Annotated in this window: 18 protein-coding genes; 4 read left to right on the forward strand and 14 right to left on the reverse strand. The window is 62.3% G+C overall.

The genetic code is table 11. From position 1 onward, the window contains the following. Position 1: 1 nt before the first annotated feature. Positions 2–349, reverse strand: a complete 348-nt coding sequence (locus tag K3725_RS19280) for a hypothetical protein (protein WP_260016840.1) — start codon at positions 347–349, stop codon at positions 2–4. Between the two features lie 145 nt (positions 350–494). On the opposite strand from K3725_RS19280, the gene K3725_RS19285 reads away from it, so the two are divergent. After that, positions 495–1,028, forward strand: coding sequence for a HutD family protein (locus K3725_RS19285; RefSeq protein WP_260016841.1), 534 nt, complete (start codon positions 495–497; stop codon positions 1,026–1,028). On the opposite strand, the gene K3725_RS19290 is transcribed toward K3725_RS19285, so the two are convergent. From K3725_RS19290 to K3725_RS19305, 4 genes are all read right to left on the reverse strand, one after another. Further along, the gene (locus K3725_RS19290; protein ID WP_260016842.1) at positions 1,025–2,392 is read right to left on the reverse strand and encodes a formimidoylglutamate deiminase; all 1,368 of its coding nucleotides are present in this window, start codon (positions 2,390–2,392) and stop codon (positions 1,025–1,027) included. The genes K3725_RS19285 and K3725_RS19290 overlap by 4 nt on opposite strands. Positions 2,393–2,545: 153 nt before the next feature. Beyond that, the gene (gene dapD / locus K3725_RS19295; RefSeq protein ID WP_260016843.1) at positions 2,546–3,373 is read right to left on the reverse strand and encodes a 2,3,4,5-tetrahydropyridine-2,6-dicarboxylate N-succinyltransferase; all 828 of its coding nucleotides are present in this window, start codon (positions 3,371–3,373) and stop codon (positions 2,546–2,548) included. Between the two features lie 118 nt (positions 3,374–3,491). Beyond that, positions 3,492–4,091 (reverse strand): GntR family transcriptional regulator, encoded by a 600-nt coding sequence (locus K3725_RS19300; protein WP_260016844.1) that lies wholly within the window; start codon positions 4,089–4,091, stop codon positions 3,492–3,494. A gap of 38 nt (positions 4,092–4,129) precedes the next feature. After that, positions 4,130–5,050: a threonine/serine dehydratase gene (locus K3725_RS19305; RefSeq protein ID WP_260016845.1), complete on the reverse strand. Its 921-nt coding sequence runs from the start codon at positions 5,048–5,050 to the stop codon at positions 4,130–4,132. A gap of 148 nt (positions 5,051–5,198) precedes the next feature. Here K3725_RS19305 and K3725_RS19310 point away from each other — a divergent pair, with 148 nt between their 5' ends. Beyond that, entirely contained in the window at positions 5,199–6,047 is an 849-nt protein-coding gene (locus K3725_RS19310) for a TIGR00730 family Rossman fold protein (RefSeq protein WP_260016846.1), read from the forward strand. A 30-nt stretch (positions 6,048–6,077) separates the two neighbouring features. Here K3725_RS19310 and K3725_RS19315 read toward each other — a convergent pair whose 3' ends face one another. Beyond that, a complete protein-coding gene (locus tag K3725_RS19315) occupies positions 6,078–6,278 on the reverse strand; it encodes a hypothetical protein (protein WP_260016847.1) in 201 nt (66 codons plus the stop codon). 338 nt (positions 6,279–6,616) lie between these two features. Between K3725_RS19315 and K3725_RS19320 the strand changes: the two genes are divergently transcribed. Beyond that, complete coding sequence (locus K3725_RS19320; protein WP_260016848.1) at positions 6,617–7,858, forward strand: reprolysin-like metallopeptidase; 1,242 nt, start codon at positions 6,617–6,619, stop codon at positions 7,856–7,858. 39 nt (positions 7,859–7,897) lie between these two features. Here K3725_RS19320 and rlmN read toward each other — a convergent pair whose 3' ends face one another. The 3 genes from rlmN to K3725_RS19335 form a co-directional block, all read right to left on the reverse strand. After that, the gene (gene rlmN, locus K3725_RS19325; protein ID WP_260016849.1) at positions 7,898–9,085 is read right to left on the reverse strand and encodes a 23S rRNA (adenine(2503)-C(2))-methyltransferase RlmN; all 1,188 of its coding nucleotides are present in this window, start codon (positions 9,083–9,085) and stop codon (positions 7,898–7,900) included. 95 nt (positions 9,086–9,180) lie between these two features. After that, positions 9,181–9,564: a lysozyme inhibitor LprI family protein gene (locus tag K3725_RS19330; RefSeq protein WP_260016850.1), complete on the reverse strand. Its 384-nt coding sequence runs from the start codon at positions 9,562–9,564 to the stop codon at positions 9,181–9,183. Positions 9,565–9,663: 99 nt separating this feature from the next. Further along, positions 9,664–10,194 carry an invasion associated locus B family protein gene (locus tag K3725_RS19335; RefSeq protein WP_260016851.1) on the reverse strand — a complete coding sequence of 177 codons (531 nt, stop codon included), beginning with the start codon at positions 10,192–10,194 and terminating at the stop codon, positions 9,664–9,666. 181 nt (positions 10,195–10,375) lie between these two features. Between K3725_RS19335 and K3725_RS19340 the strand changes: the two genes are divergently transcribed. Further along, complete coding sequence (locus K3725_RS19340) at positions 10,376–11,374, forward strand: asparaginase (RefSeq protein WP_260016852.1); 999 nt, start codon at positions 10,376–10,378, stop codon at positions 11,372–11,374. A gap of 35 nt (positions 11,375–11,409) precedes the next feature. On the opposite strand, the gene K3725_RS19345 is transcribed toward K3725_RS19340, so the two are convergent. The 5 genes from K3725_RS19345 to serB form a co-directional block, all read right to left on the reverse strand. Then, on the reverse strand, positions 11,410–11,730 hold the full coding sequence (locus K3725_RS19345; protein ID WP_039147683.1) for a YciI family protein: 321 nt from the start codon (positions 11,728–11,730) through the stop codon (positions 11,410–11,412). 29 nt (positions 11,731–11,759) lie between these two features. Then, on the reverse strand, positions 11,760–12,197 hold the full coding sequence (locus K3725_RS19350; protein WP_260016853.1) for an SRPBCC domain-containing protein: 438 nt from the start codon (positions 12,195–12,197) through the stop codon (positions 11,760–11,762). Then, positions 12,194–12,514 carry a helix-turn-helix transcriptional regulator gene (locus K3725_RS19355; RefSeq protein ID WP_260016854.1) on the reverse strand — a complete coding sequence of 107 codons (321 nt, stop codon included), beginning with the start codon at positions 12,512–12,514 and terminating at the stop codon, positions 12,194–12,196. Before K3725_RS19355 ends, K3725_RS19350 begins: the two co-directional genes overlap by 4 nt. Before the next feature lie 64 nt (positions 12,515–12,578). After that, on the reverse strand, positions 12,579–13,337 hold the full coding sequence (locus tag K3725_RS19360) for a TSUP family transporter (RefSeq protein ID WP_260016855.1): 759 nt from the start codon (positions 13,335–13,337) through the stop codon (positions 12,579–12,581). A gap of 8 nt (positions 13,338–13,345) precedes the next feature. Further along, positions 13,346–14,221: a phosphoserine phosphatase SerB gene (gene serB, locus K3725_RS19365; RefSeq protein ID WP_260018645.1), complete on the reverse strand. Its 876-nt coding sequence runs from the start codon at positions 14,219–14,221 to the stop codon at positions 13,346–13,348. Positions 14,222–14,434 lie beyond the last annotated feature (213 nt).

A 14,434-nucleotide genomic window follows, 5' to 3' on the forward strand; every position in this document is an offset into this window, starting at 1 on the left:
GTTAATGGAAAACCGGTTCTTCTCCGTCGAAGAACGGGGTCATCTGAGCGACAATCACCGCGTTTTCTTCTAGCGCCCGCTGCATCAGGTCACGTTCCTCATCGCCGATTTCATGGCCTTCGGCCTCGCGTTCTTCCAGCGTGCCGTATCCGGTCACGTCCAATGGCGCGGTATCGGCTTGTTTTAGGATCGCCACGGTTTCCCGCACCGCCTCAGCTTCATCAATGCCAGACGCATAGATCATCAGCGCAGCGCCGGTGGCGCCATCGGGCAGGCCGTCCCCGTCCTTGCGTCCGATCTGGACAAGCAGGGTATAGACTTGCTGGCGGGAGGGTTTCTTCTTTTCCATGGCGCCGCCATAGCGCCGGGGCAGGGGGATGGTCAATCAAATTGCGCGGGCGGCCTTGGCGGGGTGAGCGGTAAACGGAAGGCTTGCGGTATTTCACCTCTCGGCTTTATGGCTGGGAGTATCCGAATGGGAAGAGGACAGCCCCATGCGCATCTCCGCCCTGACTGCCCAGCCCGTGCCGTGGAAAAACGGCGGCGGCGTAACCCGGGAACTGGCCTCGCAGGATGAAGGCGGAAGGATGGTCTGGCGCCTGAGTCTGGCGGACATCACACGGAACGGTCCGTTTTCCGCATTTCCTGGCCTCGCCCGTATCCATTGCATCGTCGAAGGGGCCGGGCACACCCTGGCAAATGAAACCGTACAGATGGAGGCCTGGCCGCTCGATCCGCTGTGTTTTGATGGCGGAGCAGCGCTGGACTGCCAGTTGCGCGATGGGCCCTGCAAGGCCTTCAATGTGATCTATGATCCGGCAAGGGTGAAGGCAGATCCTGATATTCTTGCCGGCGGCCCGGTGCCGGAGGCCGAAGGGCTGCGTGTGCTGTTTGTGGTCTCAGGCAGCCTGGAGGTGCCAGGCACAGACCGTTTCGGGCCCGGCGAGGGGATGGTTACGAAGCGGGCCGCCGGCGCTATGGTCAGCAGCGGCGGCGCTGTTATCCAGGTGCGGTTTTTGCCAGTTTAGAGACTGCTCAACAGTTCCTTGATTGCCATCTTGTAGCCTGCAACCACGCTGTCCCGCGCGATATGGCGGCCCTGCCGGACCACATGGCGGCCGGCGCTCCAGACATCCGTGACAGTGTCGTCGCCTGCCGCAAAGCAGAGACCGTCCAGCAGTTGTTCTGGTTTCAATGCGCAAAGAGCCGGTAGGCCGCTGTCAATTGCCATCAGATCCGCCAGCGCGCCTTCCTCAATCCGCCCGGCGTCGCGGCCCAAAGCTTGCGCGCCGCCTTTTGCCGCGCCTAGGTACAACGTTTCGCCCACCGAGCCCTCAGCCCGCACCAGCACATTGCGCGCCAGGTCCCTCAGCCGCTGGGAGTATTCCAGCGTGCGCAGTTCCTCCGGCAGCGATATCCGCACGTTAGAGTCTGAACCAACACCAAATGCCCCGTCATGCGCCATGTATTCCACCCCGTTGAACGGCCCGTCGCCCAGGTTCGCCTCTGTGATCGGGCAGAGACCTGCAACGGCGCCGGACCGCGCCATGCCGATGGTTTCGGCGCTGGTCATGTGGGTGGCGTGGATCAGGCACCATTTGCCATCAACGTCTGCGTTTTGCAGCAGCCATTCAACAGGCCGCGCGCCCAGCCAGGCGCTGATGTCGGCCACTTCCTTGGGCTGCTCGGAGATGTGGATGTGCACCGGCAGCCCATCCTGGATCTGCAGCACCTCGGCCAGATCCTCGGGACAAGTGGCCCGCAGCGAATGCGGCGCAATGCCGACACAGGCATCAGCGGGCAGCTCCCGCGCGGCAATCCCGCGGGCGCGGGTGACGAGATCAGAAAAGTCTGCAACGGAGTTGCCAAACCTCTGCTGACCGCCGCTTAGCTCCTGCTTACCGGCGCCGCCGTAGGTGTAGAGAACTGGCAGGTGGGTTAAGCCGATGCCGGTCTGGACGGCGGCCGCAAAAACCCGCTCGCTGAGCTCCGTCACGGAGGCAAAATGCGCTCCGCCTGGCTGATGGTGGACATAGTGAAATTCACCGACCGAGGCATACCCTGCCTCCAGCATTTCCATGAACACCAGCGCTGCAATAGCCTCATACTGCTTAGGCGTGATGCGCTCCATAAAGCGGTACATCAGCTCGCGCCAGGTCCAGAAGCTGTCCTTGCCGGCCGCGCGGTACTCCGTCATGCCCGCCATCGCGCGCTGGAAGCTGTGTGAATGCAGGTTGCCCAGCGATGGCAGCAGCACATCCGCCAGCGCATCCCCGGAGAGCGGCCGGGCGCCCGTTTCCAGTGCGGCAATCCGGCTATTATCAATCGTCAGCCGGATGTTTTCAGCCCATCCCTGGGGCAGGCGGGCGCGCTGGGCAAAAATGGTCTGCATTTGACCCTCTTATGTGTAGATATAATATCATTAGCGCCATGTTTATTGCGCGGCAAGAGGTTTGCAATTCAGAGGCAAGCCGGCGGCCGCCGGAAACAAAAGAAAACGCGCCCCGCAAGAGGCGCGTTCCTTGCTTTAGGTTAACGGTGCGGGTCAGTCGCGCAGCAGCTCGTTGATGCCAGTCTTGGAGCGGGTCTTCTCATCAACGCGCTTCACGATCACCGCGCAGTAGAGGCTGATGTTGTTCTTGGACGGCATCGAGCCTGCCACAACCACCGAGTAGGGCGGCACTTCGCCGTACATCACTTCGCCGGTCTCACGGTCGACAATCTTGGTCGACTTGCCGATGAACACGCCCATGCCCAGCACCGAGCCTTCGCGCACGATGCAGCCTTCGACCACCTCGGAACGGGCGCCAATGAAGCAATTGTCCTCGATGATGGTCGGGCCGGCCTGCATCGGCTCCAGCACGCCGCCGATGCCGACACCTCCCGACAGGTGCACGTTCTTGCCGATCTGGGCACAGGAGCCGACGGTGGCCCAAGTGTCCACCATGGTGCCTTCGTCGACATAGGCGCCGAGGTTCACAAAGGAGGGCATCAGCACCGCGCCGGGCGCGATATAGGCGGATTTGCGGACGACGCAGTTCGGCACTGCACGGAAGCCTGCGGATTTCCAGTCGGCTTCGCCCCAGCCGTTGAACTTGCTGTCGACCTTGTCCCACCAGCCGCCGGCCTGCGGGCCGCCTTCGTGGATTTCCATGTCCTTGATGCGGAAGCCGAGCAGCACGGCTTTCTTGGCCCATTGGTTCACGTGCCAGTCGCCGTTCTCCAGCTTCTCAGCCACCCGCAGGGACCCGGAGTCCAGTGCGTTCAGGGTGTCCTCAATGGCTTCACGCTGCTCGCTGGTGGTGGCGGGGGTGATGGTGTCGCGCGCCTCCCAGGCGGCTTCGATTGCTGCTTCCAGCTGGGCGTTGGACATGGATGTTCCTCCGGCATCGGTTAGATTCGGAGCTTCATACCGGCAAACTGCCTGCAGGTCATGTCCGGATTGCGTCCAAATTGCCGCCCCCGACGGCGTTTTGCCGGGTTCCAGCCGGTCAGCGCACCCTGCGCAGGTGCCGGCGCAGAATCTCGCAGGCCCCGGCAGCATCACGCCGCGCCATCGCCTGAACAATGGCAGCGTGATCGGAATCCGCGCGGCGGGTCCACTGATGCTGCCAATTGGCGAACAGGTGCCTTGCGGCGGCGATATGCAGATCGCTGATCGCCGCCAGCAGCCGCGGCATCGCGCAAGGTGCCAGGATCACGTGGTGAAAGGCACGGTTCAGCCGCTCCCAGCCTGCCATGTCCCCGGCAGCATCGCAGGCCAGGCGGGCAGCGTCGGCTGCTTCGATATCCTCCGCGGTCAGCCGCGGAAAGGCGTGAGTCAAGGCCAGGACTTCAAGCGAGACCCGCATCTCGATCACTTCGCGGATTTCGGCGGGGTTCAGGGCGCTGACCCTTGTGCCGCGGCGGGGTTCGGATACCGCCAGCCCGTGCGCCTCCAGCCGCAGCAATGCCTCGCGCACCGGCACATGGCTGGCCGCGAACTCCCGCGCGATATGGTCCTGGCGCAGCTTTTCACCCGCAGGCAGGCTGCCGGTGACAATGCGCTCGCTTAACGCTTGATAGATCGTATCGGCAATCGTTGCGGACATGGTATTGCGATAGGGCGGCCTGCCGGTTGCTGCAAGGGTTATCCCAGCGGATCCGGGGCAATGTTGCCGCCGCAGATCAGCACCGCCACGCGCTCTCCAGCGGCGGGACGGTAGGCGCCGCACATCAGCGCCGCCAGCGCGGTGGCGCCTGCGGGCTCCACCAGGATCCGGCGTTCGCGCCAGAGCGCTGTCTGGGCCTGAGTGATGGCGCTGTCCGGCACGGTGAGGGATGTGACACCCTGCGCTGCGGCCAGCTCAAAGCAGATGCTGCCGATGCGTTTTGCCCCCAGCGCGTTGGCTGCCAAGCCTGAGACCTCGACATCGGCCGGTTGCCCGGCCGCCAGCGCGGCGTTCAGCGCACAGGAGGTTTCCGGCTCTACCGCGACGACTTTGCGCGCGCCTTGGAACCAGGCCAGAGCGCCGCCGATCAGCCCGCCGCCGCCCACTGCAATCAGCAGGGTATCTGCCTGCAGCCCCTGCGCCTGCCACTCGGCAAAACAGGTGCCTTGCCCCGCCACGATGGCAGTCGCGTCATAAGCGTGCACCTGCATGGCGCCGGTCTCGGCCTCATAGACCTGCGCCATTTCCAGCGCATTTGCATAGGCGCCGGGCACAACCTGCAGATCGGCACCGGTGCGCTCGATCAGGGAAATCTTGGCAGGCCCGGCCATCTCGGGCACATAGATCCGCGCCTTGTGGCCCAGCTGATGCGCGGCATAGGCAACAGCCGCCCCGTGATTGCCGCCGGAGGCCGCGACGAGACCGGCAGCGGGCACCTCCTGGCTCAGCAGTGTGTTAAAGGCGCCGCGGGCCTTGAAGCTGCCGGTGTGCTGCATGTGCTCCAGCTTCAGTTCCACCGGGTAGCCCAGCCCGAACCCGCGGGTCTGCATTTCGGGCGTTTGCTGCACGTGCGGGCGGATGCGTCCTGCCGCCGCTTCGATTTCACCCTGCCAGTCCATGCGCATTCCTCCCTGCCTGTCCGGCCGGAACCTTAGCCGCGCCGGAGCGGGGCGCAAGCGGAACGGCGCGTTTCCTGCTTTCTTGATTGGCGCTAACAGCCAAGGAGGGTTACAAAGGAGGTCCTGTTATTTCTTACCTGGATTGCCAATGACCGAAGATCGCCACAGCCGTTTCCGCGACGCACATTCCGACCGGGACCGGGCCGAACATGTGCCCGCCACACCGCAGACGCAGGCGCCAGCCTACCGGCTGGCCTTTGCGGATGAGGAGTTTCTGTGCCGGGATGAACTGCGCCCGGTGCGCCTGCAGCTGGAGCTGTTGAAGCCGGAGCTGCTGCTGAACGAGCATGGCATCGAAAGCACCATCGTGATGTTCGGCGGCGCCCGCATTCCGGATCCCGCGCACAAGGACAAGGCGCGCACCCGGACGCTGGCCGATCTGTCGCATTTCTACGATGAGGCGCGTGAGTTTGCCCGGCTGATGACCGAAAAGTCAAAGGAAAGCGGCGGCCGCCATAACGTCGTGGTGACCGGTGGCGGTCCGGGTGTGATGGAGGCGGGCAACCGCGGCGCACAGGATGCCGGCGGCCATTCCGTCGGCCTGTCAATTGTGCTGCCGCATGAGCAGGCGCCCAACAGCTATGTGACGCCAGACCTCAGCTTCAACTTCCACTATTTCGCGATCCGCAAGATGCATTTCCTGATGCGGGCGCGGGCGATCACCGTGTTCCCGGGCGGCTTTGGCACCCTGGATGAGCTGTTCGAAAGCCTGACCCTGATCCAGACCGGCCGCATGGAGCGGGTGCCGTTCCTTCTGTTTGGCAAGGATTTCTGGAACAAGATCGTCAACTGGGAGGCGCTGGCCGATGCCGGCACCATTTCCGATCAGGATCTGGACCTGTTCCGCGTGGTCGACACCGCCCAGGAAGCGGTGGAGATCATCGACAACTGGGAACCCGCGCCTCCGCGCGACAGCCTGCCGGGCCGCGAGCGTTAAGACAGGGGATTGCGTCTGCTGCTGCCGGGCTCAGGTGAACTCCGGCGGCAGTTTTCCCAGGGCTGCGCCTGTGGTCAGCCGGGTCAGAACCTGGGCACCGCCCACGGTTTTCACTGCATAGCCGTATCCGCGCAGGCGGAATTTCCATTCCCGCGGGCTCAGCGCTTTTTCGCGTTCGCTGCGCACCAGTTCCAGCACGCCAGCTTCGATCGTGGCCGTATTCTGTTCCATCGGGGAAATCCTTTGATTCCTTTTGAAATTGACTGTCCGTGATTTGGAAACTGTCTGCGGGAATCGGCGGAAATTGAGCCGGATTGGGGAAAGAATGGGGCAGGCGGGCCTGCCGCCGGTTTTGTGCCCGATTGGTAACAGAACTGGCATTTGCGGGGCGAATGCCCCAAGGCAGGACCGATGGGCTGGAGTCTGCCCGCTATAGTGCGCTGAACACGCAATTACCTGCCATTTGCGGAAAACTGGCAGCTTTTGCGCCGGTTGCGCCAACTAACTGGCCAAACTTGGCCGCATTTACGAACATATGATTGTCACCGGTGGACGAGTGGAGAGACCGGATGTCTGAGGTTACAGACTACACAGCTCTATTGGCTTATACTTCTAACAGCTACTACCGCTGGAACAGCCAGACCGATCTCGGCACCCAGTCTGTGATCACCTACAGCTTTACCAGCAGCAGCGATCTGGACGACGTCTCCCAAGATCCCTATGGCGCAACCAGTTACTGGTCCTTTGACGCCACCCAGCGCGACTATTTCCGGCAGGCCCTCGCTGAATTTGAACAGGCGGCTGGTGTGCGGTTCGTCGAAATCGATCGTCCTGCGATGGTCAATGTTTTCGGTTATGAAGGCGGCTCCGCGGCCGGCTGGGCGCATTACTCCTGGTCCAGCCCTTACGCCACTGGCATGGGGCAGCTGGCAATCCAGGGCAGCAATATGACGCCAGGCTCTTACGGCTATGAAACAGTGCTGCATGAAATTGGGCATTCACTTGGGCTGAAGCATCCGCATGACGGCGACCCGACGCTGGCGGATCACCTGGATGACCAGGAGCACACCGTCATGACGTATACCTATGGCGGCTACAACGTCACCGAACTTGGCACGTTTGATGTCCAAGCATTGGAGCACATCTACGGGAGTGCCAGCGGCACCATCGGCTGGAAGGTTTCATACAGCTCGGACCGGCATGTGGTGATCGCTGGAAGCGCACGTTCTGAAACGATGCTTGCGGCAGGCCAGCGATCCAAAGTTTACGCTGGCGATGGTGATGACAACGTCCTTGGCCGTGAGGGAAATGACAAACTCTATGGCGGTAACGGCGACGATACCGTCACGGGCAGCTATGGCACTGATCGGATCTACGGCGGCAAAGGGCATGATATTCTGATAGGTGGTGTCGACCAGAGCACCTACTCAGGTCAGGCTGACGAGGGCGACAGGCTTTTTGCGTCCTGGGGCCGTGACACGCTCTATGGCGGACGCGGCGACGACACGCTGAAAGCCGGTGGTGGGGCTGACAGGCTGGTTGGCGGGGATGGGTCCGACGTGCTGACCGGAGGGGCCCATGCTGACGTCTTTGTCTTTGAAAACGCGGACTACTGGGAAGATGAAGTCATCACTGACTTCGGTAATGGCAATGACTGGATCGAGTTCTCCGGCACAGTGGTCAGCAGCTTCAGCGATCTGACCATTACGCAGCAGAACGGCAATACCCAGATCAGCTACTACGGCAACCACGACATAGAACTGACCGGCTACACCGGCAGCCTGTCGTCAGACGATTTCATCTTCAGTTAAGGCAGCCGGGGACCCTGCCGCAGCGGGGCCGGAGCCGGGTCACTTCATCCCGGCTTCAGCCTCAATCTGCTTGCGGCTCTTGCGGGCCCGTTCGGTGGCAGACTTCAGCTGGCCGCAGGCCGCCATGATGTCATCGCCACGGGTCTTGCGGATCGGCGAGGCATAGCCCGCTTGATAGATGATGTTGGCAAAAGCCCGGATGCGATTGTTGGATGACCGCTTGTACGGGCTGCCCGGCCATTCGTTAAAGGGGATCAGGTTGATCTTGGCCGGGATGTTGTAGCGCTTGATGTGGTCGATCAGCCGGTGCGCGTCCTCATCCGTGTCGTTCACCCCGTCCAGCATCACATATTCAAAGGTGATCCGTTCGGAGTTCGATGCCTTGGGGTAATCCGCCAGCGCCTGCAGCAGCTCGTCGATGTTCCAGCGCTTGTTGATCGGCACCAGCACGTCGCGGGTCTCGTTGGTGGTGGCATGGAAGGAAATTGCCAGCAGACAGCCGATTTCGTCGGCTGTCCGGGTAATCTCCGGCACCACGCCGGAGGTCGACAGGGTTATCCGGCGGCGGGACAGTGATATGCCCTCCGGGTCCATCGCGATCTTCATCGCGTCGCGCACGTTGTCGAAATTGTAGAGCGGCTCGCCCATGCCCATCAGCACGATGTTCGACAGCAGCCGCGTCTCGTCCTTGGGGGCGCCCGGTACGGGCCACTCCTCGAGATCGTCACGGGCCATCATTACCTGGCCGACAATTTCAGCGGGGGTCAGGTTGCGCACCAGCTTCTGGGTGCCGGTGTGGCAGAAGGAGCAGGTGAGTGTGCAGCCCACCTGGCTGGAAATGCACAGGGTGCCACGGTCGTCCTCGGGGATGTAGACCACCTCGACCTCATGGCCGCCGTTGATCCGCACCAGGTATTTGCGGGTGCCGTCGGTCGACACCTGTTTGCTCACCACTTCCGGAATGCGGATCTCAAAGGTCTCTGCCAGCTGCGCCCGATAGGCTTTGGCGAGGTTGGTCATTTCATCAAAGTCGCGCTTGCCCCACTGGTAGATCCACTGCCAGATCTGGCCGACCCGCATCTTGGCCTGTTTTTCCGGTGTGCCGTGTTCGATCAGCACGTCGCGCATCCGCTCACGGGTCAGGCCGACAAGATTGATCTTGCCGCCCTCGGGCTCCTTGCGGGGCAGGGTCATAACGTCCTGGGTGATCGGCGCGCTGGCGGTCATGGCAAAAGCCTCGGGTCATGGTGAGCGGATGCGGCTCTATATAGGAATTCGAACAGAGATCAAAAGGAATCCTGCGAAAATGCCGACAGAGCCTGCTACCGGGTGTAGCGCATAAGCTCATCAACTCTGGCACGGCCAAGCGACGTCCAGCAGGAGCGGATTGCAATGCCTGTGCCGGATCCGCCGCCGTATGTTGCCCCGACAAAGGCGCAATGCTCCTCACGATAGGCTTCCCAGGCCTTTTGCCCTGCCTCAAGCGCCGGAACTGCAACAACCCGTTCAGTTATGCTGTCCAGCTTTTCGGCAGCCTCCTGCGCAAATCGCAATGCCGTGGCCAGCGCGGCTTCCACGCGCTCCTCGTCTTCGGCAACACAAGCGCCGATTTCAACCTGAGAACCGGCATCGCCGCACTCCAGGGCGGGATCGGCAAATCCGGGCGTCGCTGCCAGAAAAAGACAGCAGGCAACATGGCGCAGCATGGCGGGTACCTCCTGCCTCATGTTACGCGCCGCTCCGGTTTTACACAAGAAAACCCCGGCGCAGGCCGGGGTTTGCCAGATTTCCGCACTTGCACGGGGTTACTTGCTGCAGCGCTTTTCCGCGTCTTCCACTGCTGCGGTGAACCCCAGCAGCGAGAAGGTGTCCTTGGTCTGGGTGCCGCGGGCCGATCGTGCCGTCAGCACCGCATCGGAGCCGCGCTTCATGGCGGTGACAATCTTGGCGTCATCCGCAGGAGTCGCCGGCCAGGCCCATTCGCCCTCGGTGAACAGCTCAAATTCGGATTCGCCGATCGCCATGTTGACGGTCGATCCCGGCGCAAACGGATAGCCGCCGGTAAAGCTCACCTCGCCCTTGGGCGCATCGCTGCTGCGGAAGGTGACAAACAGCTGGATCTCGCTGCGGCGCACCGCCACGACACGGCCGTCGCGGGTGTTCACGGTCTCTTTCGGTGCGGAAACCCCCCAGCATTCGTTCGGGTCATTGCCCTCGAAAACGCTCCAATCGACCTTGGCCGCAACCCGGTTGTTCGACGTTTCCTGTGCAGTTGCGGCGGTTGCCAATGCTGCCAGACACAGGCCCGCAGCCACGCGGGCGAGTTTCAATGCCATTTGTCCCGACTCCAAGACTGTTCTTTCATACCTCAAAACCAAGCAAAGGGCCCGCAGCGTTCAACCGCTGTCTGGTCCCGATCCCTTCGCTTGCGCTACACAAGCACACTAACGTAACTAGCACCACGGGCGAAAGTGCGTTTTGGCAGGAATTCGCCCAGAAAACATGAGGGGAGACAACATGCCGAATCCAGTGCCCATGGCCGAAGTCTGGCGCGGCCCGCTGCTGGAAAGCCTGCACCTGGGCCATGCCGTCATCTGCGACGGCAGCGGCCAGGTGGTGCGCAGCTGGGGCGATCCGGACGCGGTGATTTATCCGCGCAGTTCTGCCAAGATGATCCAGGCGCTGCCGCTGATCACCTCTGGCGCTGCCGCGCGCTACGGGCTGACGTCTGAGCAGCTGGCACTGGCCTGCGCCTCGCACAATGGCGCGCATATCCACACAGACCGGGTAAACGCATGGCTGGGACAACTAGGACTGGTCGATGACGACTTCCGCTGCGGACCGCAACTTCCCGATGATATTCCTGCCCGCAACGAGCTGATTAAGACCGACAACAGCCCCTGCCAGGTCCACAACAATTGCTCCGGCAAGCACGCGGGCTTTCTGACCCTGAACCAGTACTTGGGCGGCAATGCCGAATACATCGAGGTGGACCACCCGGTGCAGCAGGCCTGTCTTGCGGCATTTGAGGAAACCACCGGCCAGGACAGCCCTGGCTATGGCATCGACGGCTGCTCGGCGCCGAATTTTGCCACCACCGTCACCGGGCTGGCGCGATCGATGGCTTGGTTTGCCAGCGCGGCGGATCGCTCCGACCGCGCGTCCGAGGCCGCACAGCAGCTGGTTGCTGCAATGACAGCGCATCCTGAGCTGGTCGCAGGCGAAACCCGCTGCTGCACCAACTTGATGCGCGCCATGGGCGGCAAGGTGGCGATCAAAACCGGCGCCGAGGCAGTATTCATTGCCATCCTGCCAGAGCAGAAACTGGGTGTTGCACTGAAGATCTCCGATGGCAGCACCCGCGCCAGCGAATGCGCCATTGCGGCGCTGATGGTCAGCCTCGGCGTGCTGGACGCAGATCACCCGGAGACCACTAAATACATGAACAAGATGCTCTACAGCCGCCGCGGGCTGGAATGCGGATCCATCCGCCCCGCTGCCGAGCTACTGTTCTGAAAACAAATGCCCCGGTCCAGAACCGGGGCATTTTCTTACATTTCCATGTCGATGATTTCAGCGACTTCTACCGAACCGCTGCCGTCTGCCACCATCGGGCAGCCTTTGGCCATCTCGCAGGCTGCGTCCTGATCAGCGGCTTCCACAACCGAATAACCTGACAGCGGATTGGCGCCGCCATTATCAACAACCCCGCCGGCGCTGACGGTCTTGGACATCCCAACCGGTGCACCCGGCACCTTCAGGGCATCGCCCATACCTCCCATCCAGTCCTTCCAGGCCTGCATGACCCTGGCGCCTTCTTCCTCGCTCTCCGGGGTCTTGCCGCCGTGATAGGCAAAAACAAACTGTGGCATTGGTCTACTCCCTTGGTTTTGTTAATGGATCAGGTCTTTGCCGCTAGCAGCGCCTCCAGTTTGCGCAAGGTAGAGGTCCAGCCCTCTTCGTGGCGGGCGGCAATGCCGTCATCGCCCAGATCCCGGTGGTCGACCACCAGCATGGCACCATCCTCAGTGGCTGCGACGGTCAGGGTCACATGGCTCTCATCGCCGCGGCTGCCGTCGTCGCCGTGCCAGGCCCAGGTGAAGCCAACGGATTTCGGCGCATCCACATGGGTCACCTGGCCGGAAACATGAAACCGCTGGCCGTCACTGTTCTGCATGACCGAATACCAGGGGCCGGTGCGGCTCAGGTTCAGGTCATGCTCCGGAATGGTAACCCCTTCAGGGCCCCACCATTGCAGCAGCTTGTCCGGCGTGGTCACCCAGGCAAACAGTTTCTCCGGGCTGATCGGAAATGTCCGCTTTAGTTGCAGGTCGCTCATGCCTCGCCCTCCATCAGGGCTTCCTCCAGCCTGTCCAGGCTCCCTTCCCAGAAGGCGCGCCGCGACTGGGTCCACTCGGCAATCATCCGCAATCCCTCTGGGCGGGCGGAGTACAGCCGCTTTGTGCCCTCAGCGCGCTGAGTGACCAGCCCGGCCTCCCGCAGGACTTTCAGATGGCGCGACACTGCGGGCGCCGAGATACCTGCGCCAGGGGCCAGATCCCCAGCGGGCAGTTCGCCCTCAGTAATCAGCTGATCCACGATCATCAGCCGTGTTTCGTCCGACAGCGCGGCAAAAGATTTCAGAATCGGTGCCATACCATTTATTAGCATGAATGTTAATTAAGAGAAATGTTAAATATGGGCGAGCCAATGCCAGCCTTCACATCATATCCCACAACAATTTGGCGGCGAACGAGACAGAGGTCGCCACCAGCAGCGGCTTGATCACCTTGGCCCCTTGTTTCCTGGCCAGCCCCGCCCCAGCCCGCGCCCCGGCAATCTGGGCGCAGCCCATCAGCAGACCGGTGATCCACCACGGCGTCGCAAAAAAGGAAAACGCCAGCAGACCCCCTGCATTGGAGGCGAAATTCAGCAGCTTGGTGTGGGCGGTTGCACGCAGGATGCCATAGCCCGCCAGCGACACAAAGGCGAGCATATAGAAGCTGCCCGCGCCCGGCCCCAGCAGCCCGTCATAGGCCCCGCATAACGGAACGATGAGGGCAGTGAACAGGGCGGGGGACAGGCGGCGGTGCCGGTCCCGATCATCCAGCCCCTTCTTCAGGGCAAAGAAAATGGCAATCCCGATCAGCAGCACCGGCAGGATCACCCGGATCCACTCGGTGGGCAGGTAGGCCACCAGAAACGCGCCCGCAACCGCCGCTGCAAAGGCGATCAGTGCTGGCCCTATCTGCGTCTTCAGGTCGACATGTCCGGCCCGCGCATAGGTGAAGGCGGCGGTTGCTGAGCCGAACAGACCCTGAATCTTGTTGGTCGACAGCGCGGTGACCGGATTGGCCCCGGCCAGCAGCAGCACCGGAACCGTGATCAGCCCTCCGCCGCCGGCAATCGCGTCAATGAACCCGGCGGCAAACCCCGCCGCCAGCAACAGCAGCAGGGTCTCAAAACCCACTTCCAGCATCTAATTGATCAGCCCTTGAACTCGTCCTGGGCATAGCCCTGGATATACAGCAGCGCCGTCAGGTCGCCGTGGTTGATGCGGATCTCGCATTCCGCCGCGACTGAGGGCTTGGCATGCAGCGCCACGCCCGCGCCCGCGCGCTGAAGCATCCCCAGGTCATTTGCACCGTCGCCCACCGCAATAACATCCGCCTCCGCGATACCAAGCCGGGCTGAGATCTGCTCCAGCGCCTCCACCTTGGCCTCCCGCCCCAGGATCGGCCGTCCCGCCTCGCCGGTCAGCTTGCCGTCCTCGGTCAGCAGCGTGTTGGCGCGGTTCTCGTCAAAACCCAACTCTGCCGCCACCCGTGCGGTAAACGCCGTGAAGCCGCCGGAAACCAGCGCCGCATAGGCGCCATCCGCCTTCATCGTCGCCAGCAGCTGCTTGCCGCCGGGCATCAGGGTAATGCGCTCATCCAGCACCTTGGCGATCACCGTCTCCGGCAGCCCCTTCAGCAGCCCGACCCGCTCTGTCAGCGCGCCTTCGAAATCCAGCTCGCCGTTCATCGCCCGCGCGGTGATGTCCTTCACCCGCGCGCCAACGCCTGCCTCCTCGGCCAGCTCGTCAATGCATTCCTGCTGGATCATGGTCGAATCCATGTCCGCCAGCAGCATCTTCTTCCTGCGCCCGGCGCTTGGCTGAATGACCAGATCCACGCCCATGCCTTGCAGATCCGCCCAGACGTCCCAGCGGTTGTCCGGCATCTGCTTCAGCGGAAATTCTGCTGCCACTCCCAGCGCCAGCCACACCGCCTCATCACCGCCCCAGGCATTGCGAAGCGCTTCGATCAGCGCGGGCTCCAGCACCGGGTTGGCGGGATTGCAAAGAAGGGTGGCGGTGTACATCGGCGGGCTCCGTTCCAGCGCTATCTGCCCTGTCATAGCGCCCTGCCGCGGGAACAGCCAGACGGCAAAAAACTGCGGAAAACAGGGGGCATCATAAGGTGCAGCCCTTTGCGCCATTTCAGCGCGGCTGTTTCCGATGGTGGAAATTCATGTCGCAAAAAACAGATGAACAGCCGCATTTTTCCGAAATCTCTATTGCGTGCCGCGCTGCAG

Source organism: Leisingera sp. S132 (assembly GCF_025144465.1).
GTDB lineage: Bacteria > Pseudomonadota > Alphaproteobacteria > Rhodobacterales > Rhodobacteraceae > Leisingera.

Bases quoted from the DNA above. Each gene is read 5' to 3' on its own strand.
- K3725_RS19280 (WP_260016840.1), bottom strand. From the start codon at position 349: ATGGAAAAGAAGAAACCCTCCCGCCAGCAAGTCTATACCCTGCTTGTC.
- K3725_RS19285 (WP_260016841.1), top strand. From the start codon at position 495: ATGCGCATCTCCGCCCTGACTGCCCAGCCCGTGCCGTGGAAAAACGGC.
- K3725_RS19290 (WP_260016842.1), bottom strand. From the start codon at position 2,392: ATGCAGACCATTTTTGCCCAGCGCGCCCGCCTGCCCCAGGGATGGGCT.
- dapD (WP_260016843.1), bottom strand. From the start codon at position 3,373: ATGTCCAACGCCCAGCTGGAAGCAGCAATCGAAGCCGCCTGGGAGGCG.
- K3725_RS19300 (WP_260016844.1), bottom strand. From the start codon at position 4,091: ATGTCCGCAACGATTGCCGATACGATCTATCAAGCGTTAAGCGAGCGC.
- K3725_RS19305 (WP_260016845.1), bottom strand. From the start codon at position 5,050: ATGGACTGGCAGGGTGAAATCGAAGCGGCGGCAGGACGCATCCGCCCG.
- K3725_RS19310 (WP_260016846.1), top strand. From the start codon at position 5,199: ATGACCGAAGATCGCCACAGCCGTTTCCGCGACGCACATTCCGACCGG.
- K3725_RS19315 (WP_260016847.1), bottom strand. From the start codon at position 6,278: ATGGAACAGAATACGGCCACGATCGAAGCTGGCGTGCTGGAACTGGTG.
- K3725_RS19320 (WP_260016848.1), top strand. From the start codon at position 6,617: ATGTCTGAGGTTACAGACTACACAGCTCTATTGGCTTATACTTCTAAC.
- rlmN (WP_260016849.1), bottom strand. From the start codon at position 9,085: ATGACCGCCAGCGCGCCGATCACCCAGGACGTTATGACCCTGCCCCGC.
- K3725_RS19330 (WP_260016850.1), bottom strand. From the start codon at position 9,564: ATGCTGCGCCATGTTGCCTGCTGTCTTTTTCTGGCAGCGACGCCCGGA.
- K3725_RS19335 (WP_260016851.1), bottom strand. From the start codon at position 10,194: ATGGCATTGAAACTCGCCCGCGTGGCTGCGGGCCTGTGTCTGGCAGCA.
- K3725_RS19340 (WP_260016852.1), top strand. From the start codon at position 10,376: ATGCCGAATCCAGTGCCCATGGCCGAAGTCTGGCGCGGCCCGCTGCTG.
- K3725_RS19345 (WP_039147683.1), bottom strand. From the start codon at position 11,730: ATGCCACAGTTTGTTTTTGCCTATCACGGCGGCAAGACCCCGGAGAGC.
- K3725_RS19350 (WP_260016853.1), bottom strand. From the start codon at position 12,197: ATGAGCGACCTGCAACTAAAGCGGACATTTCCGATCAGCCCGGAGAAA.
- K3725_RS19355 (WP_260016854.1), bottom strand. From the start codon at position 12,514: ATGGCACCGATTCTGAAATCTTTTGCCGCGCTGTCGGACGAAACACGG.
- K3725_RS19360 (WP_260016855.1), bottom strand. From the start codon at position 13,337: ATGCTGGAAGTGGGTTTTGAGACCCTGCTGCTGTTGCTGGCGGCGGGG.
- serB (WP_260018645.1), bottom strand. From the start codon at position 14,221: ATGTACACCGCCACCCTTCTTTGCAATCCCGCCAACCCGGTGCTGGAG.